The sequence below is a fragment of the Bradyrhizobium sp. HKCCYLRH3061 genome (genome assembly GCF_051168015.1).
Taxonomy (GTDB): Bacteria; Pseudomonadota; Alphaproteobacteria; order Rhizobiales; family Xanthobacteraceae; genus Bradyrhizobium.
The window spans coordinates 124,295-144,673 of record NZ_JBNPUE010000019.1; the positions used below are offsets into that span (position 1 = coordinate 124,295).

The 20,379-nt window shown below is 65.1% G+C and carries 19 protein-coding genes; 16 read left to right on the forward strand and 3 right to left on the reverse strand.

Translation table 11 applies throughout. The annotated features are described in order from the left end of the window. Positions 1-166: 166 nt before the first annotated feature. A complete protein-coding gene (locus tag ACQR2C_RS26745; protein ID WP_434882463.1) occupies positions 167-1,696 on the forward strand; it encodes a porin in 1,530 nt (509 codons plus the stop codon). Between the two features lie 64 nt (positions 1,697-1,760). On the opposite strand, the gene ACQR2C_RS26750 is transcribed toward ACQR2C_RS26745, so the two are convergent. Further along, positions 1,761-4,115 carry a lytic transglycosylase domain-containing protein gene (locus tag ACQR2C_RS26750; RefSeq protein ID WP_434874496.1) on the reverse strand — a complete coding sequence of 785 codons (2,355 nt, stop codon included), beginning with the start codon at positions 4,113-4,115 and terminating at the stop codon, positions 1,761-1,763. A 348-nt stretch (positions 4,116-4,463) separates the two neighbouring features. Here ACQR2C_RS26750 and dapA point away from each other — a divergent pair, with 348 nt between their 5' ends. Genes dapA through ACQR2C_RS26770 form a run of 4 tightly spaced genes read left to right on the forward strand, consistent with a single transcriptional unit; the run spans position 4,464 to position 6,912 of the window. Continuing rightward, positions 4,464-5,354: a 4-hydroxy-tetrahydrodipicolinate synthase gene (dapA, locus tag ACQR2C_RS26755; protein ID WP_315752947.1), complete on the forward strand. Its 891-nt coding sequence runs from the start codon at positions 4,464-4,466 to the stop codon at positions 5,352-5,354. Between the two features lie 28 nt (positions 5,355-5,382). Beyond that, on the forward strand, positions 5,383-5,799 hold the full coding sequence (gene mscL, locus ACQR2C_RS26760) for a large conductance mechanosensitive channel protein MscL (RefSeq protein ID WP_316181903.1): 417 nt from the start codon (positions 5,383-5,385) through the stop codon (positions 5,797-5,799). A gap of 1 nt (position 5,800) precedes the next feature. Further along, on the forward strand, positions 5,801-6,274 hold the full coding sequence (smpB, locus tag ACQR2C_RS26765; protein WP_315804006.1) for an SsrA-binding protein SmpB: 474 nt from the start codon (positions 5,801-5,803) through the stop codon (positions 6,272-6,274). Positions 6,275-6,330: 56 nt separating this feature from the next. Then, on the forward strand, positions 6,331-6,912 hold the full coding sequence (locus ACQR2C_RS26770) for a peroxiredoxin (RefSeq protein ID WP_315804005.1): 582 nt from the start codon (positions 6,331-6,333) through the stop codon (positions 6,910-6,912). A gap of 17 nt (positions 6,913-6,929) precedes the next feature. On the opposite strand, the gene ACQR2C_RS26775 is transcribed toward ACQR2C_RS26770, so the two are convergent. Together ACQR2C_RS26775 and ACQR2C_RS26780 are read right to left on the reverse strand one after the other, a co-directional pair. Continuing rightward, entirely contained in the window at positions 6,930-7,613 is a 684-nt protein-coding gene (locus tag ACQR2C_RS26775; protein WP_315804004.1) for a uracil-DNA glycosylase, read from the reverse strand. Further along, positions 7,594-8,247 (reverse strand): NYN domain-containing protein, encoded by a 654-nt coding sequence (locus ACQR2C_RS26780; RefSeq protein WP_315804003.1) that lies wholly within the window; start codon positions 8,245-8,247, stop codon positions 7,594-7,596. Before ACQR2C_RS26780 ends, ACQR2C_RS26775 begins: the two co-directional genes overlap by 20 nt. Before the next feature lie 347 nt (positions 8,248-8,594). On the opposite strand from ACQR2C_RS26780, the gene rpoZ reads away from it, so the two are divergent. The 11 genes from rpoZ to ACQR2C_RS26835 all read left to right on the forward strand — a co-directional run bounded on the left by rpoZ (position 8,595) and on the right by ACQR2C_RS26835 (position 20,270). Continuing rightward, on the forward strand, positions 8,595-8,987 hold the full coding sequence (gene rpoZ / locus ACQR2C_RS26785; protein WP_006612728.1) for a DNA-directed RNA polymerase subunit omega: 393 nt from the start codon (positions 8,595-8,597) through the stop codon (positions 8,985-8,987). Between the two features lie 169 nt (positions 8,988-9,156). Next, on the forward strand, positions 9,157-11,457 hold the full coding sequence (locus ACQR2C_RS26790; protein ID WP_434882464.1) for a RelA/SpoT family protein: 2,301 nt from the start codon (positions 9,157-9,159) through the stop codon (positions 11,455-11,457). An 81-nt stretch (positions 11,458-11,538) separates the two neighbouring features. After that, positions 11,539-12,321, forward strand: coding sequence for a pyridoxine 5'-phosphate synthase (locus ACQR2C_RS26795; RefSeq protein ID WP_434882465.1), 783 nt, complete (start codon positions 11,539-11,541; stop codon positions 12,319-12,321). Beyond that, entirely contained in the window at positions 12,318-12,737 is a 420-nt protein-coding gene (gene acpS, locus ACQR2C_RS26800) for a holo-ACP synthase (RefSeq protein ID WP_315804001.1), read from the forward strand. Before ACQR2C_RS26795 ends, acpS begins: the two co-directional genes overlap by 4 nt. A gap of 287 nt (positions 12,738-13,024) precedes the next feature. Next, positions 13,025-13,786 carry a signal peptidase I gene (lepB, locus tag ACQR2C_RS26805; RefSeq protein ID WP_315804000.1) on the forward strand — a complete coding sequence of 254 codons (762 nt, stop codon included), beginning with the start codon at positions 13,025-13,027 and terminating at the stop codon, positions 13,784-13,786. After that, a complete protein-coding gene (rnc, locus tag ACQR2C_RS26810; RefSeq protein WP_434882466.1) occupies positions 13,783-14,868 on the forward strand; it encodes a ribonuclease III in 1,086 nt (361 codons plus the stop codon). Before lepB ends, rnc begins: the two co-directional genes overlap by 4 nt. After that, complete coding sequence (era, locus tag ACQR2C_RS26815) at positions 14,858-15,784, forward strand: GTPase Era (RefSeq protein WP_315803998.1); 927 nt, start codon at positions 14,858-14,860, stop codon at positions 15,782-15,784. Before rnc ends, era begins: the two co-directional genes overlap by 11 nt. Before the next feature lie 2 nt (positions 15,785-15,786). Continuing rightward, entirely contained in the window at positions 15,787-16,167 is a 381-nt protein-coding gene (locus tag ACQR2C_RS26820) for a hypothetical protein (protein ID WP_315803997.1), read from the forward strand. Positions 16,168-16,413: 246 nt separating this feature from the next. Then, the gene (gene recO, locus ACQR2C_RS26825) at positions 16,414-17,154 is read left to right on the forward strand and encodes a DNA repair protein RecO (protein WP_316237450.1); all 741 of its coding nucleotides are present in this window, start codon (positions 16,414-16,416) and stop codon (positions 17,152-17,154) included. 290 nt (positions 17,155-17,444) lie between these two features. Continuing rightward, positions 17,445-19,193, forward strand: coding sequence for a phospholipase D-like domain-containing protein (locus ACQR2C_RS26830; RefSeq protein ID WP_434882467.1), 1,749 nt, complete (start codon positions 17,445-17,447; stop codon positions 19,191-19,193). Between the two features lie 30 nt (positions 19,194-19,223). After that, positions 19,224-20,270 carry a DUF2278 family protein gene (locus tag ACQR2C_RS26835; protein WP_315803994.1) on the forward strand — a complete coding sequence of 349 codons (1,047 nt, stop codon included), beginning with the start codon at positions 19,224-19,226 and terminating at the stop codon, positions 20,268-20,270. The last annotated feature ends 109 nt before the right edge of the window (positions 20,271-20,379 follow it).

Here is a 20,379-nt window from a genome sequence, read left to right on the forward strand (position 1 = left end):
GGCCGGTCACGAGAATGGTCCGATAAAGCACCAACTCTGCCTCGCGATCGTTCCCACTGCAACGCTATGCGCGAGCACTGTGGTGCAGCTGGAGACGGGCTGACCGTTGGGGCGGTCGTTCGATGTCGAGCCGGGCCGGTCTGAACTGAGCAATTTGGAGGTTAGTATGAAGACTGTGAGGAGCCTTGTTCTGGGCTCAGGGGCGGCGTTGCTCGCCATGGGTGGGGCTCAGGCCGCCGACCTTCCGATCAAGGCCAAAGCGGTCGAGTATGTCAGGGTCTGCTCGATGTACGGCGCCGGATTTTTCTACATTCCGGGTACCGACACCTGCATCAAGCTCGGCGGCTACCTGCGTGCCGAGGCCGGCTTCGGTACGAATACGATCTTCCAGAATGCCGTGAACGGCGTCGCCGGCGGGCGAAATCGTCTCAGCAACTACTACACGACGCGTTCGCGCGCCGACCTCAACATCGACACCCGCACCGCGACCGAATATGGCGTCGTGCGCACCTTCTTCGACGGTGTCTTCCAGTGGACCGGGGGCAGCTATTCCGGGACCGGCTCCCCCACGGGCGCAACCGCCTATTCGACGGCGGGCGCGCCTGGAGCGCAGGCTGACGGCAACATCGCGCAAGGCGGGATCGGCGTCTTCTATGCCTTCATCCAGTTCGCCGGCTTCACCATGGGTAAGGCCGTGTCGCAGTTCGACGCACCCTGGGCCAACTACCCCGGCAACAATTTCGACGGTCTGACCGGCGGCGGCGGCACCATCACCGGCGTCAACCAGTTCACCTACACCGCGGACTTCGGCTCGGGCATCACGGCCGCGATCTCGGCCCAGGATGCGACGCAGTATTCGCAGTCGCAGATCTGGAATACGGCGGGACAGACGGCTGCCGGCGTGCTCACCGGCAGCTATGGCACGTCGAATTTCGGCGGCAACGTCGCGCCCGACATCGTCGGCATGGTGCGCGTCGATCAGGCCTGGGGCCTGTTCCAGGCGTCCTTCGCGGCGCACGACAACCACGCCGCCTTCTTCGGTGCCAACGAGACGACCGGGCATCCCGCCGACAAATGGGGCTACGCCGGTCAGCTCGCCCTGTCGATCAAGAATATCCCGACCGGCGCCGGCGACACCATCAATCTGCAGGGCGTCTACACCAACGGTGCCAGCCGCTACAACTTCCAGAGCCTCGCGCCGATCAACTACGCGATGTACGGCGGCAGCAACATGGCCGGCGCTTTCCAGAGCCTGGGCTTCGCGGGCGTGTCGGATTCGGTGTTCGGGGCGAATACCCAGCAGCAGCTGACGACGACCTACGGCGTCCGCGGCGCCTTCACCCACAACTGGGATCCGGCTTGGAACACCGCGGTGTACGGCTCATGGAGCGCCGTGCGCTATAATGCGACAGCGAAGGGCCTGATCTGCAACGGTGCGGGTATGGTCGCTCTCGGCATCGTCGGTGCGAACTGCAACCCGGACTTCAACATCTCTACTCTGGGTGTGATCACGCGCTGGACGCCGGTCAAGAATCTGACCTTCTCGGCTGACGTCGCCTGGACCCGGCTGGATCAGAAGTTCGCGGGCGTCGCCAATGCGCCGGCGGTTGCGGCGGTTGCCAAACCGGCCACGACCTATCAGCTGAAGGACCAGGATTCGGTCTCGCTGCTGCTGCGCGCTCAGCGCAACTGGTGATGAGAGGCGAATAGGGAGCAGGGAGTAGCGAATAGCGATTGACGACGATCCGATGTCGGTTTCGCTACTCCACCACAGCGCCGCGGCGCAGATCGGCCTCGATCTGTAGCCGCGAGCCGCCGCCGAAGCGGGCGCGATAGACCTGCAGGTTCTCCATCACCCGCTGCACGTAGTTGCGGGTCTCCGCGAAGGGGATCAGCTCGACCCAATCCACCGCGTCCACCTTCGGATCGCGCGGGTCGCCATAGCGTTCGACCCACTTCCTCACGCTGCCGCGGCCGGCATTGTAGGCCGCGAACGTCATGATGTACGAGCCGCGATAGTCCTCGAGCAGGCCGCCGAGCTCGGCCGCGCCGAGCTGCGCGTTGTAGACCGGGTCGGTCTTCATCCGGTTCAGATCGAAGCTGACGCCCGCGCGCTTGCAGACGTAGCGGCCGGCATCCGGCGTGACCTGCATCAGCCCATAGGCCTGGGCCGGCGAGACCACCGCCTGGTTGAAGGCACTCTCCTGACGCGCGATCGAGAAGACCACGCTCGGCTCGACCTCCGGTCCGAGCGAGCGGAACGCAGGAATGCCGGTGACCGGATAGGCGTAATGGTCGAACGGTAGCCCGCGATTGAGCGCGGCCTTGCCGACCAGCAGCATCGCCCGCGCATCGCTGTTTCGCGCGGCGGCCTCCGCGATTCCGACCAGGACGTCGGGGTCGCCGTTGTCGCCCATATCGGCAAAGATCGGGATCGCGACCTCGCCCTCGTCGAGCTCGTAGAGCAGTTGCACCGCGCGCACCACCTCGAGCCGCTCGACGCCGCGTCCGCGGCCGCTCGGAGCGGCATTGAGGCCCAGCTGCGGCAGGCCGAGCTTCGCCCGCGCCAACTGGCCGTAATAGCTCGTGGACTGCTCGGCCGCCGACATATAGGCCGCGCGCGCCTCCTGCATGCGCCCCATCGCTTCTGCCGCGCGGCCCTGCCAATAGCCGGCCCGGGCCAGGGTGGTCGGATTGACGCTGCCGATGCCGATGCGCGCAAAGTGCTGGGCCGCCGTGGCGGGATCGTTGAGGAAGCGCAACGCGATCCAGCCGGCGGTGAATTCCTGCTCGGTCTTGTAGATGTCGCGGTTCGGCAGCGCCGCGTCCCGCGCGATCAGGTAGGCGCTGCGATAATCGCCGGTATCGATCATCTTGCGCGCCAGCAGGCGGCGCTCGATCCACCATTCGTCCAGATTGTGCAGGCGGCCGGGATCCCTGGGCGCGCTGAGCATCAACTGCGCCGCCTCGGCGAACTTCTCGTCGCGCCGCAGCACCTGGATGCGGCTGAAGATGTAGCCGGCATCGCCGTGCAGCTCGCGCGGCACGGCATCGAGCAGGCTCTGGCTGTTGGAGGCTTTGCGGTAGGTCGCGATTCGCGCCTTTGCGAGCGCCACGTGGCCCGAGCCGAGCCGCCGTGCAGCGCGCATCGCCGCCTCGTGCTCGCTGCCATACAGCAGTGTGTCCATCCGCGCCTTGTGATCGCCGCCGGACAGCAGGGCGCCGTACTGGTCCAGGATGTTGGTCTCGGTCTCCTCGGACATCGCGTCGTTGCGCCAGGCATCGCGCACCAGGCGCTCGGCGTTGGCGCGGTCGCCGCGATTGAGCATCACCCGGGCCAGCGCGAACTTGCCCTTCGCCGACAGCGGCGATTCGTTCTCGAACCACGACCAGACGACGGAATCGTCGCGCTTGTCGTCCCACAACGCGGCCTCGAGCCGGCGTCGCAGGAAGGTCTGCGATGGCCAGGACGGATTGGCGGTGATGAATGCGCGGTAGCGCTCGACGCTGGCATTGTTGTTGTCGCTGCGCAGGATCACCCATTCGGCGAGCTTCCGCGCGACGGGATCCGAGATCGCCTGCACGACCTCGGTGGCGTCGCCGGGCTTGCGCTTGCGGACGAGCTCGATCACGTTTTCGAGCGCCTCCTTGTCGGATTGCGAGGTCGATGACGTCGCAGCGATCGCAGCCGGCACCACGGGCTTGCGGGAGGCGGGCAGGGCGGCATGCTGGCGGACCGGCAGGGCCGCAGCCGCGGCACCGGGCGTGATGTCTCTTGGCGCCGCGCCGGCGCCTTTGGGAGTGTTCTTGATCTCGGCCTTCGCCTCGGCGTGCGCGTCGACCTTGCTCTTCGTCCCGGCCGCCTCGTTGGTGTTCGTCTTGGAGACCGCGCCGCGCGCGATCGGACGCGCCTTCGGCACGGGAACCTTGGCCGTATGAGCCTTGGATCCCGAAACCTTGGACTCTGAAACCTTGGACTTGGCAGCCTGGTCCTTGGCGAGGGCGCCATGTCCGGCGAGAGCCCATCCGAGTGTCAGGCCGGCGGCCAAGGACACCGAGAGTGACACCGACAGGGCGGTCGATCGCAATGCAGTGGCGCGGGCAGAAAAGGGCACGGCGTTCCTTTTGCGGCGGATGACTTCGATCCCCTGACCAACATGGGTCTATCGAAAAGGTGAACAAATCCTAAATATACAGGGAAGGATTGCAACCTGCGCCAACACCGCGGCGAAATCACGACCGAAGGGCGGCGTGCGGCCGCGCGGGTCGGAGAGAAGGGTGCTCACGCGTTTATCGGTGCGGAGCGTGCGGGGCCGGGGTATCGCGGGCGCGGCAAAGCGGCTCGAGTGATTCGTGTGCCTGTTGAGAAGGCAGCCCAACCGCGGGCGGGCCTTCCGCCCCGTCGGTAGACCCGGTATGAAGTGGCTCGCACAGGGGCCAAACGGCGTTTGGGAGGGAGTTTCATGGCAGCCAAGACGAATTTCCGGGGTTCTTTCACCGCCTTGGTCACTCCTTTCAAGAACGGGTCCGTGGACGAGGCCGCTTTTCGCAGCCTCGTGAACTGGCAGATCGACGAGGGCACCAACGGCCTCGTGCCGGTCGGCACGACGGGCGAGAGCCCGACGCTCAGTCATGACGAGCACAAGCGGGTGGTCGAGTGGTGCATTGCCGAGGCCCGGGGACGCGTGCCGGTCGTCGCCGGCGCCGGCTCCAATTCGACCAAAGAGGCGGTCGAGCTCGCCCAGCACGCCGAGAAGGCGGGGGCGGACGCGGTGCTGGTGGTGACGCCCTATTACAACAAGCCGACGCAGGAAGGCCTGTATCAGCACTTCAAGGCGATCAACGACGCGATCGGCATTCCGATCATCATCTACAACATTCCGCCGCGCTCGGTGATCGACATGTCCGTCGACACCATGAAGCGCCTGTTCGAGCTGAAGAACATCGCCGGCGTGAAGGACGCCACCGCCAGCATGGTGCGGGTGTCGCAGCAGCGCGCCGCGATGGGCGAGGAGTTCAACCAGCTCTCGGGCGAGGATGCGACGATCATCGGCTACATGGCGCATGGCGGCCATGGCTGCATCTCCGTCACGTCGAACGTCGCGCCGCGGCTGTGCTCGGAATTCCACCAGGCCTGGCAGAAGGGCGATGTCGCCACCGCGCTGAAGATCCACGACAAGCTGATGCCGCTGCACACCAACCTGTTCATCGAGTCCAACCCGGCGCCGGTGAAATACGCGTTGTCGCTGCTCGGCAAGATCGAGGAGAAGCTGCGGCTGCCGATGGTGCCGGTGTCGGAGCCGACCCGGGTCGCGGTGCGCGAGGCGATGGTTCATGCCGGACTGATCAACTGAGCCGACGTATCTTGAGGGGGATGCGAGCATGTTGAAGGAATTCCGTGAATTCGCGATGAAGGGCAACGTCGTCGACCTCGCGGTCGGCGTCATCATCGGCGCGGCGTTCGGCGCCATCGTCAACTCGCTGGTCGGCGACGTCATCATGCCGATCATCGGCGCGGTCACCGGCGGCCTTGATTTCTCCAACTACTTTATCCCGCTGTCCAAAGCGGTAAATGCCGGCAACCTTGCCGATGCGAAGAAGCAGGGTGCGGTGCTGGCCTATGGCAGCTTCCTGACGATCACGCTGAACTTCGTGATCGTTGCCTTCGTTCTTTTCATCGTCATCCGGCTGATGAACACGTTGAAGCGGAAGCAGGAGGCTGCGCCGGCCGCTCCGCCGAAGCCCACACCCGAGGTCGAGCTTCTGACCGAAATCAGGGATCTCCTGAAGAAGGCCTGACGTGGCAGACAAGAACGAGCCCAAGATCACCGTCGCCGCAGAGAACCGCAAGGCGCGGTTCAATTATGCGATCGAGGACACCATCGAGGCCGGCATCGCGCTGACCGGCACGGAGGTGAAGTCGGTCCGCAGCGGCAAGTCGACGATCGCGGAATCCTATGCGGATTCGCGCGACGGCGAGATCTGGCTGATCAACGCCAACATTCCCGAATATCTGCAGGCCAACCGCTTCAATCACGAGCCGAAGCGGCCGCGCAAGCTGCTGCTGCATCGCAAGCAGATCAACAAGCTGATGGGCGCGGTCGAGCGCGAAGGCATGACGCTGATCCCGCTCAAGCTCTATTTCAACGAGCGTGGCCGCGCCAAGCTGCTGCTCGCCGTCGCCAAGGGCAAGAAGCTGCACGACAAGCGCGAGAGCGAAAAGAAGCGCGATTGGGGCCGCGAGAAGGGCCGGCTGCTGCGGGCGCGCGGCTAACGAGACCTTTGCCGCGCGCTCCTCGGCGGCACGCCTGAGCCTTGGGACAGCATCCGATGAATCAGAAGAACCTCTTGGATGTCGACTGGAGCCGGATTCCGGCTCCGACCGACGACGGCGCAGCCGATCATCTGGTCGGGACGATCATTCCCGCGATCGGACTGCGTGCCACCGACGACACGCTGGTCACGCTGTCCGATCTGCCGGGACGGACCGTCGTCTTCGCCTATCCGCGGACCGGCGAACCCGGCAAGGTGTCGCTGGTCGAGGACTGGGACATGATCCCGGGGGCGCGCGGCTGCACGCCGCAGACCTGCAGCTTCCGCGACCTGTTCGGCGAGTTGAAATCGGCAGGCGCCGCGCATGTGTTCGGCCTGTCGACGCAGAGCAATGCCTATCAGACCGAGATGGCCTCGCGCCTGCATCTGCCGTTTCCGGTGCTGTCGGACGAAAAGCTCGAGCTGACCAATGCCCTGCGGTTGCCGACGATGGAGATCGCCGGGCTGACCATGATCAAGCGGCTTGCCATGATCGTGGACGACGCCTGCATCACCCACGTGTTCTATCCGGTGTTTCCTCCGGACAGGAACGCGGGCGACGTGCTGGCGTGGCTGAAGGACAACCGCGTCGCCGCGTGAGGATGGGGCGGACCGACCTAATCCAGATCCGCCTTCACACGCGCGAACACGGCGTGGAACATCTCGGTCGTGAGCACGCCGGTGTTCGTATTGTAGCGTGAGCAGTGATAGCTGTCGTACAGCCTGATCCCGCCGGCCTGGTGCACGGCGCCGTGGGCGAAGGGCGCCGCGACCGCGCGCAGGCCCAGCAGCTTCAGCAGCGTGTCGTGGGAGATGCGGCCGAGCGCGACGATGCTGCGCAGCCGCGGCATCGCGGCGATGGTGGCGCCGAGGAAGCTCCGGCACTGGTTGATCTCGGCGGGCAGCGGCTTGTTCTGCGGCGGCACGCAGCGCACCGCGTTGCTGATTCGGCAATCCACCAGCGTCAGCCCGTCGTCGGGACGTGCCTCGAATCGGCCCTTCGCAAATCCGTAGTGCAGCAGCGTCCCGTAGAGCAGCTCGCCGGCATAGTCGCCGGTGAAGGGACGCCCGGTCCGATTGGCGCCCTGCAGCCCCGGCGCGAGCCCGACGATCAACAGCCGCGCATCGGGATCACCGAACGACGGCACAGGCGCGTTGAACCATGACGGCTCGCGCGCGCGCTGCGCCTCGCGGAATTCCACGAGGCGAGGGCACAGCGGACAGTCTCGATCGGGATTGGTCGAAGACAGGGCAGGCGGCGCAGGCTGAGTGCCCGTCCGCCTAGTCCTCGAAATCGTCATCGTTGGGCGTGGTGGTGGCGGTGGTCGTGGCGCGGGCGGCCGGCGTGGTGGAGCGCTGCAGGAATTGCGGGGAATGGTGGCGCGGCTCGCGCGGGGCGGGGCGCTCCGACGGGTCGCGGCCGAGCTTGGACTGCAACTCCATGAGGTCGGTGAAGACGTCGGCCTGACGGCGCAGCTCGTCGGCGATCATCGGCGGCTGGCTGGAGATGGTCGAGATCACGGTGACGCGAACGCCGCGGCGCTGCATCGCTTCGACCAGCGAGCGGAAGTCGCCGTCGCCCGAGAACAGCACCATCTGGTCGATATGCTCGGCGAGCTCCATGGCATCGACGGCGAGCTCGATGTCCATGTTGCCCTTGACCTTGCGTCGGCCGCTGGCGTCGATGAACTCCTTCGTCGCCTTGGTGACGACGGTATAGCCGTTGTAGTCGAGCCAGTCGATCAAGGGCCGAATCGACGAGTACTCCTGATCCTCGATGATCGCGGTGTAATAGAATGCGCGGAGCAGCGTGCCGCGGCTCTGAAATTCCTTGAGCAGGCGCTTGTAGTCGATGTCGAAGCCGAGCGTCTTGGCCGTGGCGTATAGGTTGGCGCCGTCAATGAAGAGCGCAATCTTGTTGGTCGAAGATGACATTCAGTGTCTCGCGTTCAGTTAGATTCTATTTTGGGCGCGACTCCAGTCGGTCGCGCACTCCATTTCAAGATACTGCCAAGGCGTCGGCGGTCCATCTGGTGTGAGGTTACCGCAAACCGGAGTGATCGGGGCAACAAAGGCGTACTTGTGACGACGTAATGAAGCGTTTTCTTGTCCAAGGCCCGAATTCCGCGGGTCTGGACGGAGCGCCAGTCAAGGTTGCCGAATTCGGTACTCCTTGCCCCTTACCGAACCCTGACGCCAGTTTTGCCTTGCGAAAGCCAGCCAGCCTCTATAACTAGCCCAGCATAATCAGCATATTAAGCACACAAAGGACCGGAGCGACAATGGCGCGCGTCACTGTGGAAGATTGTATCGATAAAGTCGACAACCGGTTCGACCTGGTTCTCCTGGCCGCGCATCGCGCGCGCATGATCTCGTCGGGATCACAACTTACAATTGATAGAGATAATGACAAGAATCCCGTCGTCGCACTCCGGGAAATTGCGGATTCGACCATTTCTCCCGAGGATCTGAAGGAAGAACTGGTGCATTCGCTGCAGAAGTTCGTCGAGGTCGACGAGCCGGAGCCGGACACGGTGCCGCTGATCGGCTCGGCCGGTGCCAGCGTCGATGCCGACGACACCGAGGTCGCCGTCGAGCGCATGACCGAGGAAGAGCTGCTGAAGGGCCTCGAGGGCCTCGCTCCGCCGGAAGAGCAGCCGGAAGAGGACGAGTGACGGTCTCGTCACCGTCAGCGCGAGCTCCAGCTGACTTGTGAGAATGTGAAGGCCCGGACCACGTCCGGGCCTTTGCATTTGAACGTGATTCCGTGATTACCATAGGGCTGCGACAAACGCCTGCCATCCGGCAGATTTGGTCACGAAGATAAAGGTTTAGTCATTTTCCATGGTGGTTTCGGGCCACACTCCTCAGCAGATGCAGGCGGCGGCCGAATCGGCCGCGTTGGCGCCTTCGCCGCCGGCTGAGCGGCCGCGGCCGCCGAAGCCGCGCTCCCGCATGATGCGACAGTACGATCTCGTGGAACGGGTCCGCTCCTACAATCCGGATACGAACGAGGATCTGCTCAACCGCGCGTATGTGTACGCCATGAAGGCGCATGGGTCGCAGACCCGCGCGTCCGGCGACCCGTATTTCACGCATCCGCTCGAGGTCGCGGCCATTTTGACCGACCTGAAGCTGGACGACGCCACCATCGTCGCGGCGCTGCTGCACGACACGATCGAGGACACCGAGGCGACCCGCGCCGAGATCGACCGCTTCTTCGGCCCCGAGATCGGTGCGCTCGTCGAGGGATTGACCAAGCTGAAACGGCTCGAGCTGGTTTCGCGCGAGGCCAAGCAGGCCGAGAATCTGCGCAAGCTCCTGCTGGCGATCGCCGACGACGTGCGTGTGCTGCTGGTCAAGCTCGCCGATCGCTTGCACAACATGCGCACGCTGGAGTTCGTGCCGGAGGCATCCCGGCGGCGGATCGCTGAGGAGACGCTCGACATCTACGCGCCGCTCGCGGGCCGCATGGGCATGCAGGAGATGCGCGAGGAGCTCGAGGATCTCTCGTTCCGGACGCTCGACCCGCAGGCGTACAGCGTGGTGATGCAGCGGCTCGATGCGCTGGCGGAGCGCAATCGCAACCTGATCGGCGAAATCGAGAGCCAGCTGGCCCGCAAGTTTCGCGAGCATGGCCTCACGGCACGGGTGTTCGGCCGCCGCAAGCGGCCATTCTCGATCTGGACCAAGATGGAACGCAAATCCATCGGGTTCGAGCAGCTGTCCGACATCTTCGGCTTTCGCGTCATCATGCCCGATCTCGAATCCTGCTACCGTGCGCTCGGTATCGTGCATACGACCTGGCCAGTCGTGCCCGGCCGCTTCAAGGACTACATCTCGACGCCGAAGCAGAACGACTATCGCTCGATCCACACCACCGTGATCGGCCCAGGCAAGCAACGCGTCGAGCTGCAGATCCGTACCGAGGACATGGACCAGATCGCCGAACTCGGCATCGCCGCCCACGCCTTTTACAAGGACGATCTCGCCTCGCCGACGGAGCGGCTGAAGCGCGAATCGAATGCCTTCGCCTGGCTGCGCCACACTATCGGCATTCTGTCGGAGAGCGCGAATCCGGAGGAGTTCCTCGAGCACACCAAGCTCGAGCTGTTTCACGATCAGGTGTTCTGCTTCACGCCGAAGGGCAAGCTCATCGCGCTGCCACGCCACGCAAACGTGATCGACTTCGCCTATGCCGTGCATACCGACGTCGGCAACAGCGCCGTCGGCTGCAAGATCAACGGCAAGTTCGCCGCGCTGTCGTCGGAGCTGCAGAACGGCGACGAGGTCGAGGTGCTGACCTCGGACGCGCAGTCGGCGCCGCCCTCGGCCTGGGAGACGCTCGCCATCACCGGCAAGGCACGCGCCGCCATCCGGCGCGCCACCCGAACCGCCGTGCGCGATCAATATGCCGGGCTGGGCCGGCGCATCGTCGAACGTCTGTTCGAGCGGACCAAGCTCGAATATGCCGACGACAAGCTCAAGGGCGCGCTGCCGCGTCTGGCGCGCGCCTCGATCGAGGACGTGATGGCGGCGGTCGGCCGCGGCGAGATCAAGGCCTCCGACGTCGCGCGCGCAATGTATCCGGACTACAAGGAAGAGCGCGTCGTGCGCTACGGCGCCAAGAAGACGGCCGCCGCGCCGGCAGCCAAGGCTGCCGCGCCTGCGGCCGAGCCCCACCGCGGCCCGTTTGCCATCCCGATCAGCGGGCTCAATTCCGGCCTGCCGGTGAAGTTCGCGCCCAACGGCGGTGCCGTGCCGGGCGACCGCATCGTCGGCATCGTGACGCCGGGCGAGGGGATCACGATCTATCCGATCCAGTCGCCGGCGCTGAAGGATTTCGAGGAGGAGCCAGAGCGCTGGCTCGACGTGCGCTGGGACGTCGACGAGACCTCGCCGCAGCGCTTTCCGGCGCGCATTCGCGTCGAGAACGTCAACGAGCCGGGCAGCCTCGCCCAGGTCGCCACCGTGATCGCCGAGCATGACGGCAACATCGACAACATCAGCATGAGCCGCCGCTCGCCTGACTTCACCGAGCTCACGATCGATCTCGAGGTCTATGACCTCAAGCATCTCTCGGCGATCATCAACCAGTTGCGCGCCAAGACCATCGTGGCGCGGGTCGACCGGGTGAATGGCTAATCTGCGGGGATGGCTGCGGCGTTCTGCTTCGGGATGAGCTAAACAAGCCGTAGTCTACTCGAAAGTCCTGCGAGCCGGCCCATGTCCGATCCGTCGAAGTCACATCCTCCGAAGCTGCGCCTTGGCGTCAACGTCGACCACATCGCCACCTTGCGAAATGCCCGCGGCGGCCGCAGCCCCGATCCGGTGCGTGCCGCGCTGCTTGCGATCGAGGCCGGGGCCGACGGCATCACGGCGCATCTGCGCGAGGACCGCCGGCACATCCGCGACGACGACATGGCGCGGCTGAAGGCCGAGATCTCCAAGCCGCTGAACTTCGAGATGGCGGCCACTGAGGAGATGGTGCGGATCGCGCTTGCGACGCGCCCGCATGCCTGCTGCCTGGTGCCGGAGCGGCGCGAGGAGCTGACCACCGAGGGCGGCCTCGACGTGGTCGGCCAGCACAACGCGCTGGCGCCGGCGATCGCCCGGCTCGGCGATGCCGGCATCCGGGTCTCGCTGTTCATCGCCGCCGACCCGGCGCAGATCGAGATGGCGGCGCGGCTGCGCGCGCCCGTGATCGAGATCCACACCGGCGGCTGGTGCGACGCCGTCACCGACGGCCACCACGACAAGGCGGACGCGGAGTGGGAGCGGATCGTCACCGGCACCCGGCAGGCCTATGCAGCCGGGCTCGAGGTCCATGCCGGCCACGGGCTCGACTATGCCACCGCCGAGCGGATCGCGACGCTGCCGGAGATCGTCGAGCTCAACATCGGCTACTTCATGATGGGGGAGGCGCTGTTCGTGGGCCTCGCCGAGACCGTCCGCACCATGCGCGAGGCGATGGATCGCGGCCGTGCGCGGTTGGGGACGGCGGCATGATCATCGGCATCGGCTCCGACCTGATCGACATCCGCCGCGTGGCCGAGGTGATGGACCGGCACGGCGAGCGCTTCCTGAACCGGATCTTCACCGCGGCCGAGCGCGCCAAGGCGGAGCGGCGGGCCAAGAACGAGAAGATGGTGGTCGCCACCTACGCCAAGCGGTTCGCCGCCAAGGAGGCCTGCGCCAAGGCGCTCGGCACCGGGATCCGTCAGGGGGTGTGGTGGCGCGACATGGGCGTCGTCAATCTGCCCGGCGGCCGGCCGACCATGCAGCTCACGGGGGGCGCGGCCGAACGGCTGAAGGCGCTGACCCCCGAGGGCCACGAGCCGCGCATCGACCTGTCGATCACCGACGACTGGCCGCTGGCGCAAGCCTTCGTCATAATTTCGGCGGTGCGCCGCGAGACATCCTGACGGGCGGCCGCCCCAGCAGGAAAAACAAAAATGCGATCGATTTCAGCGAGTTATGTAGTTTTGATGCGGCGATTGATTGCGCGGCCCCGCGCAGTCGTCTAAAACCCGCCGGGATCGAACCGGCTGCATCACGGGCGGATTCTGGGTCAAACCGGAGTTGGCCTTAACCACCAGAATCAGGACAGACTCCCTTAAGCCGCGGAACGGTATGGTGTTCGCGGACGGAGGGGTGTTCGGCAACGGCTGGCGAATCGTCGGACCATTCGCCAAGGGACATTGAAAGAGCGATGAGCGTGACCTCCGGAACCAAGACTGAGAGCGGCCTCGGTGAAACCGTTCGTGTCGTCGTTCATGCGCTACTGATCGCGCTGGTGATCCGTACGTTCCTGTTCCAGCCGTTCAACATCCCGTCGGGATCGATGAAGGCGACCCTGCTGGTCGGCGACTATCTGTTCGTATCGAAATATTCGTACGGCTATAGCCACTACTCGATCCCGCTGTCGCCGCCGCTGTTCTCGGGCCGCATCTTCGGCTCGGAGCCGAACCGCGGCGACATCGTCGTGTTTCGTCTCCCGAAGGACGATACCACCGACTACATCAAGCGCGTGATCGGCCTGCCTGGCGACCGCATCCAGGTGCGCGAAGGGCTGCTCTACATCAACGACAAGCCGGTGCAGCGCGAGCGGCTGTCCGACTTCATCGGCGAGGATCCCTGCGGGCAGCCGGACTCGACCGCGCGCGTCAAGCGCTGGAAGGAGACGCTGCCGAACGGCGTCAGCTATGAGACGCTGGACTGCGTCGACAACGGCTATGTCGACAACACCGCGGTGTATACCGTGCCGGCCGGCAACTTCTTCATGATGGGCGACAACCGCGACAACTCGACCGACAGCCGCTTCCTCAGCCAGGTCGGCTACGTGCCGTTCGAGAACATCGTCGGCCGTGCGCAGCTGATCTTCTTTTCCATTGCCGAAGGCGAGCATGCCTGGGCGTTCTGGCGCTGGCCGGTATCGGTGCGCTGGAATCGAATCTTCAAATTCGTGCGATGATCGACGACTCACCCGATATCCAGACCACGCAGGCTGCTGCATCGAGCCCGCAACCCGGCACGGGTGCGCTGGAGGCGTCGCCCAAGGCTGTGTCGCGGCCGAAGTCTGAGATCAAGCCCGAGCAGAAGAGCGAGCCCAAGACCGAGCCAAAGACCGAGCCAAAGGCCGATTCCAGGACCGAGGCGAAGCCGGTCTCCAAGCCAGACATGAAGACCGTCGAGTCCGAAACGGGGCCCGCTGGCCCGACCGACGATGGGGTGGACCCGACCGCGCTCGTTGCCGAGGCCGAATCCGATGGCAAGCCGCGCAGCAAGGCGAAGGGCAGCCGCCGTGCCAAGAGCGCGGGGACCGGCGCCGCCAAGGGCGCCAAGGCCGCGGACAAGGCCGCCAATGCGGCGATCGAGGCGCGCATCGGCCATCACTTTGCCGATCCGTCGCTGCTCAGCACCGCCTTCACCCACGTCTCGGCGCTGAAATCGTCCAAGAAGCGCGGCGACAGCTATCAGCGGCTCGAATTTCTCGGCGACCACGTGCTCGGCCTGATCGTGTCCGACATGCTGTACCGCTCGTTTCCGAGCGCGGACGAGGGGGAGTTGTCGAAGCGGCTCGCCGATCTCGTGCGCAAGGAGAGCTGCGCCGACGTCGCCAAGTCGCTCGGCCTGCTCGACGACATCAAGCTCGGCGCGGTCGGCGCCGGCGCCGGGGCGCGGTTGCGCAAGTCGGTGCTGGGTGACGTCTGCGAGGCGGTGATCGGCGCGATCTTCCTCGACGGCGGCTACACCGCCGCGGCGGGCTTCGTCGAGCGCAACTGGACCGAGCGCATGCACAAGCCGCGGCGCCCGCTGCGCGATCCGAAGACGGTGCTGCAGGAATGGGCGCAGGGCAAGGGCCTGCCGACCCCGGTTTACCGGGAGGTGGAGCGCACCGGCCCGCATCACGATCCGCAGTTCCGTGTCGCCGTCGACCTGCCGGGGCTGGAGCCGGCCGAAGGCATCGGCGGCTCCAAGCGCGCGGCAGAAAAGGTGGCGGCATCTGTCATGATCGAGCGCGAAGGCGTCAGCGGCGGCAGCAATGACGGCTGAACAACAATCGGTGCCGGCTGCCGGGACCCGCTGCGGTTTCGTCGCGCTGATCGGCGCGCCCAATGTCGGCAAGTCGACGCTCGTCAACGCCCTGGTCGGCTCCAAGGTCACGATCGTCTCGCGCAAGGTGCAGACGACGCGGGCGCTGATCCGCGGCATCGTCATCGAGGGGGCGTCTCAGATCATCCTGGTCGATACCCCCGGCATCTTCGCGCCGAAGCGCAGGCTGGACCGCGCCATGGTCACGACGGCCTGGAGCGGGGCGCACGACGCCGATGTCGTCTGCGTGCTGCTCGATGCCAAGAAGGGCATCGACGACGAGGCGCAGTCCATCATCGACAAGGCGGCGGCGGTCGCGCACGAGAAGATCCTAGTGGTCAACAAGGTCGACCTGGTGCCGCGCGAGAAGCTGCTGGCGCTGGTCGCGGCTGCCAACGAGAAGCTGTCGTTCGCACGCACCTTCATGATCTCGGCGATCTCCGGCGACGGCGTCGACGATCTCAGGCGGGCGTTGGCGGAGATGGTGCCGCCCGGCCCGTTCCACTATCCCGAGGACCAGATGTCGGACGCGCCGATGCGGCACCTCGCGGCTGAGATCACCCGCGAGAAGATCTATTCGCATCTGCATCAGGAGCTGCCCTACCAGTCCACGGTCGAGACCGACAGCTGGACCGAGCGCAAGGACGGCTCGATCCGCATCGAGCAGACGATCTTCGTGGAGCGCGACAGCCAGCGCAAGATCGTGCTCGGCAAGGGCGGCGCGACGATCAAGTCGATCGGCGCGCAGGCGCGCAAGGAAATCGCAGAGATCACCGGCGTGCCGGTGCACCTGTTTCTGTTCGTGAAGGTGCGTGAGAACTGGGGCGACGATCCCGACCGCTACCGGGAGATGGGGCTCGAGTTCCCCAGGGAATGACAATGAGCGTGCCGCGCAACGTGCTGTGGTTCGAAGTGCTGCTCTACATCTCGCTGATGCTGGACGCGCTGTCCGTTGCGGTGTCGGACCGGACGCCGACCTTCGACATGACCGAGGACATGATCACCGCGCAGACCGTGCTCAACGGGGTGGTCATCCTGCTGCTGTTCTATTTCGTCTATCTGGCGGCGCAGCGCCGCAGGAACTGGCCGCGCTGGGTGCTGCTGGGGGCGCTGGTGCTGTCCGACATCTCCCTGGTGCAGGTGATCGGCCAGAAGGGCATGACGCTCGATGCCGGCATCGAGGTCATCTCCTGCGCGCTGACGACGATGGGTCTGTACTACTCGTTCACGGGCGATGCGCGCGGCTGGTTCAACGCGTGACGCTTTGACCGTAAGGGCCGTAGAGCGCGGCGCGCCCACCAAGGTTGGGGGCTAGCGCAGAAGGCCACCAAGACGTCATTGCGAGCGCAGCGAAGCAATCCAGGGCTGCGATCCGACTTTGGATTGCTTCGCTGCGCTCGCAATGACGAGTTTTGTGGCGGCAGCGCGCACAAGCTAAGTTGATTGTCCACCCGCGGACGGCACTAGGAGGCAAGCGCGTGTGGAATCATTTGGGCGGCTCGTGAGATGGAATGGACCGACGATGGCATCGTGCTGGGCGTGCGGCGGCACGGCGAATCCTCCGCTGTCGTCGAACTGCTGACCCGCGAGCATGGCCGGCATCTCGGTCTCGTGCGCGGGGCCAGCGGCAAGCGCATGCGGCCGGTGCTGCAGCCGGGCAACACGGTGCGCGCGACCTGGCGCGCGCGGCTCGACGAGCATCTCGGCATGTACGCCATCGACGCGCTGACCTTGCGGGCGGCGGGGCTGATCTCCGCGCAACACGGCGCCTACGGCGTGACGCATCTTGCCTCGCTGGCCCGGCTGTTGCCGGAGCGCGATCCGCACGAAGACGTGTATCTGCGGCTCGAACATGCGCTCGATGATTTCGAGGATGTGGGCAGCGCCGCTGTCCACATCGTGCGCTTCGAGCTGGCGATCCTCGCCGAACTCGGCTTCGGGCTCGATCTCGACTCCTGCGCTGCGACCGGCGAGACCTCGGACCTGATCTACGTATCGCCGAAGTCGGGCGGCGCGGTGTCGCGCACGGCCGGCGCGCCATGGGCCGACCGCCTGCTGCCGTTGCCGCCCTTCCTGCGCGAGGGCGAGCAGGGCGATGGCTGGTCGCAGCAGGATCTGCTCGACGGTTTCCGGCTGACCGGCCTGTTCCTTCTGCGTCATGTGCTGGAGCCGCGCGGGCAGGGCCATTCCGACGCCCGCGAGGGCTTCATCAACGCGGTGACGCGGGCAAGGCCCGCCTTGCGATAGGGCTCGTTTTCGACGTTCGTCGTCATGTGCCCGCGCGCTCGTTCGTCAACGTCGAGACTGACGACACCGCGGGCATCGCGGCAAAGCTGATCCCGATACCGTCTCCGATTGTGACGTCATTCACATCCGTCTTCACACGACCGACGCAGGATCATGCAACAATCCTGGTTGATGATAGTTCTCAGATCATTTTGAGGTTGCGTCGGCCGCGGGTCCTGGCGAAGATTGCAGCCCTTCGACGAGATGCGTTTCGTGCGCGCCTTTTTTCATCACCGTGGGGCATTTCGATCATGAGCGATTTCGAGAACCGCAAATCCAGCAACGGGTTCACGTCCAAGCTGTGGCGTGGAGAGCGCATGACGATGATCGGCTTCGACGTTGCCGAGCCCGAACCCGATCTGGTCGGATTCTCGATCGAGGTGAAGTCGCCGGGCGCACGGGATTTTTCTCAGTTGCGCAACAGGATCGCGTTTTCCTATCCGGCGGGAGCCGGCGCGGCGGTCGACGGCAACCGGAATTTCCCGTCGACCGAGGCGCCGTTCCAGAAATTCCGCTGGATCCATTTTCCCTACCGGCCCAAGGATGGCGTCTATACGTATCGTGTCGCCAAGCAGCACATGCGCAACGACGGCACGCTGGTGGCGGGGACCAGCCTCACGCTCGACATCACGCAGAGCGCCGTGACCTATGACGGCCTGGTCGACGTCGGTTTCACCCGCAACTTCGCCTCGTCTCAGGCCTATCGCGATCAGTTCGGCAACAATGCCGAGATCATTCCCGTCGAGAGCCGCGACGGGCCGGGCTTCGACAAGCTCGACCTCACCAACGAGGCCGGCGACAGCGTCTATGAGTGGCTGGGGTTCGAGGCCTACGACCTCCTGTTCGGCTTCTTGAAAGAGGCCCTTGCGGATCCCGGGCTCACGCTCGACGTGATGGCCTATGACCTCAACGAGCCCGATGTGATCGGCCAGCTCGAGCAGTTCGGTCCGCGGCTGCGGGCGATCATCGACGATTCCAACGCCAAGGATAACAGTCACAAGCTGCCGGGCAGCGCGGAGTCGCGCAGCGCCAAGCGCTTCAAGCAGGCGGGTGCTGCCGTGCTGCGCACGCATTTCAGCAACCTCCAGCACAACAAGGTCCTGATCACGCGCCGCGACGGCAAGCCCGAGAAAGTGCTGTGCGGCTCGACCAATTTCACCTTCCGCGGCCTCTATATTCAGGCCAACAACATGCTGGTCTTTCATTCGCCTGATGTCGCCGGGCTGTTCGGCGAGATGTTCGACATCGCCTTCGAGGACCCCTCGGTCTTCCGGAAGAATGATTTCTCCAAGAAGTGGCACGCCGTCCATACCGAGGGAAAGCCGACCGTACAGCTCTGCTTCTCACCGCACCAGGCCACCGATCTCTCGCTCAATCCGATCCGGGCCGCGATCGATCAGGCCACCTCGTCGGTGTTCTACTCGGTCGCGTTTCTGAGCCAGCTCGGCGACGGTCCGACCAAGGAGGCGTTCGACCGCGTGATGGAGCGGCCGATCTTCAGCTACGGCACGGTCGACAAGCGCGGCGCCCTGGAGCTGCGCAAGCCCGACGGCTCGATCGGTCTCGTCGATTTCGCCTATCTCGCGAGCAAGGCGCCGGAGCCGTTCCGCAGCGAATGGTCCGGCGGCAAGGGCCGCAACATCCATCACAAATTCCTGGTGACCGATTTCAGCCTGCCGACCGCGAAAGTGTTCACCGGATCGAGCAACTTCTCGCCGAGCGGAGAGAAGGGCAACGGTGACCATCTTATCATGATCGAGGACAGAAAGATCGCCACCTCCTATGCGATCGAGGCCACCCGCGTGTTCGATCACCTGCAGTTTCGCAACCGGATGCGCGACGCGTTCAAGGGCAAGTCCGAGCGGCAGCGCTCCGCGTCCGCGCCTGCGTCGATCACGCTGCGCAAGCCGACGGCGTTGTCCGGCAAGCCGGCCTGGTTCGAGCGCTTCTACGTCGACGGCTCGCAGGCCGAACGCGATCGATTGCTGTTCTCGTCCTAGATATCGTTACGGACAGAGTTGGAGACGACCATGCCATTGAACGACTATTCGCTTCTCAAGGGTCGGCCCATCAACAATCGTCTGGCGTCGGGAAGCAGTCCGCACTATCAGGTGCAGGTCTCCGCCGACGGTGAGCTCTATCGCATCGCCATCAATGTCCGTTCCCAGGATGGCAGCGAGGTCGAGTTCCTGGTCCGCTCGCGCTTCGAACATCCGATCGTCGACGGCCTGAAGGCGTTTTCGGAGGGGCTGCATCCATTGGAGAGCAAGCCCGGCGGCGTGGCGCTCGATTTCATCCGGGGCAATCTGATGCAGCCGTGGGAGCTCAAGCCGCTGCCGCTGTCGGCCGCGGGCCCCGACAACGATCTCAACGAGAAAATCGACGCCTACGTTCAGCGCGCCATGTCCGACGAGACGGCTCTCATTTATGCCTTCGGCGTCGCATGGGGACCGGAGGAGAAGGCCGACCGCTATTTCGGCTTCAAGCCCGGCCGCGGTATCCACGATATCCATTTCAACCAGGGCAATCCGGCCGGCAAATACGCCGGGGACAACGGTCCCTGGCAGGACGGTGGACTGATCTTCGAGTTTCCCGACCAGCAGCAATGGGTCGCCATCTTCCTGAAGTTCCAGACCCAGGCCTGGCATTCGGACGATGTCAGCGGCGGGGTCATCCTGCCGCCCGATCCCGATCACCCGAACGCGCCGCATACGCCGCCCGACCGCGACCACATTCCGCCGCTCGACGTGCCCGACGGGCTGGTGCGGATCATCGCGGCCTATGTCAACGACGTGCGCACGCCGGAGCACGAGACGGTCACGCTGCTGAACACCGCCGATGTCGACGTCGATCTCACCGGCTGGCAGATCAAGGACAAGCAGAAGAACGCCATGCAGCTCAGCGGCACGATCGCGCGCGGCGCCACCTTGGTGGTGCCCATCGTCGCGCCGGTCGCGCTGTCGAACCGGGGCGGCATCATCACGCTGTTGAATGCCGCAGGCGTGAAGGTGCACGGCGTCTCCTATACGCGGGAACAGGCGGCGCAGCCGGGCCGAACCATCCCGTTCCAGTCGTGACCGCGTGTCGCGCGGCGGAGCCGTCTCGTCGAAGCGTGGGCTCTCTGCTGGCGCAGAGGCGGGGTGACGTGTACTCCTGTCACGTAAGGGCCAAGGCAAGAGGGCGGCA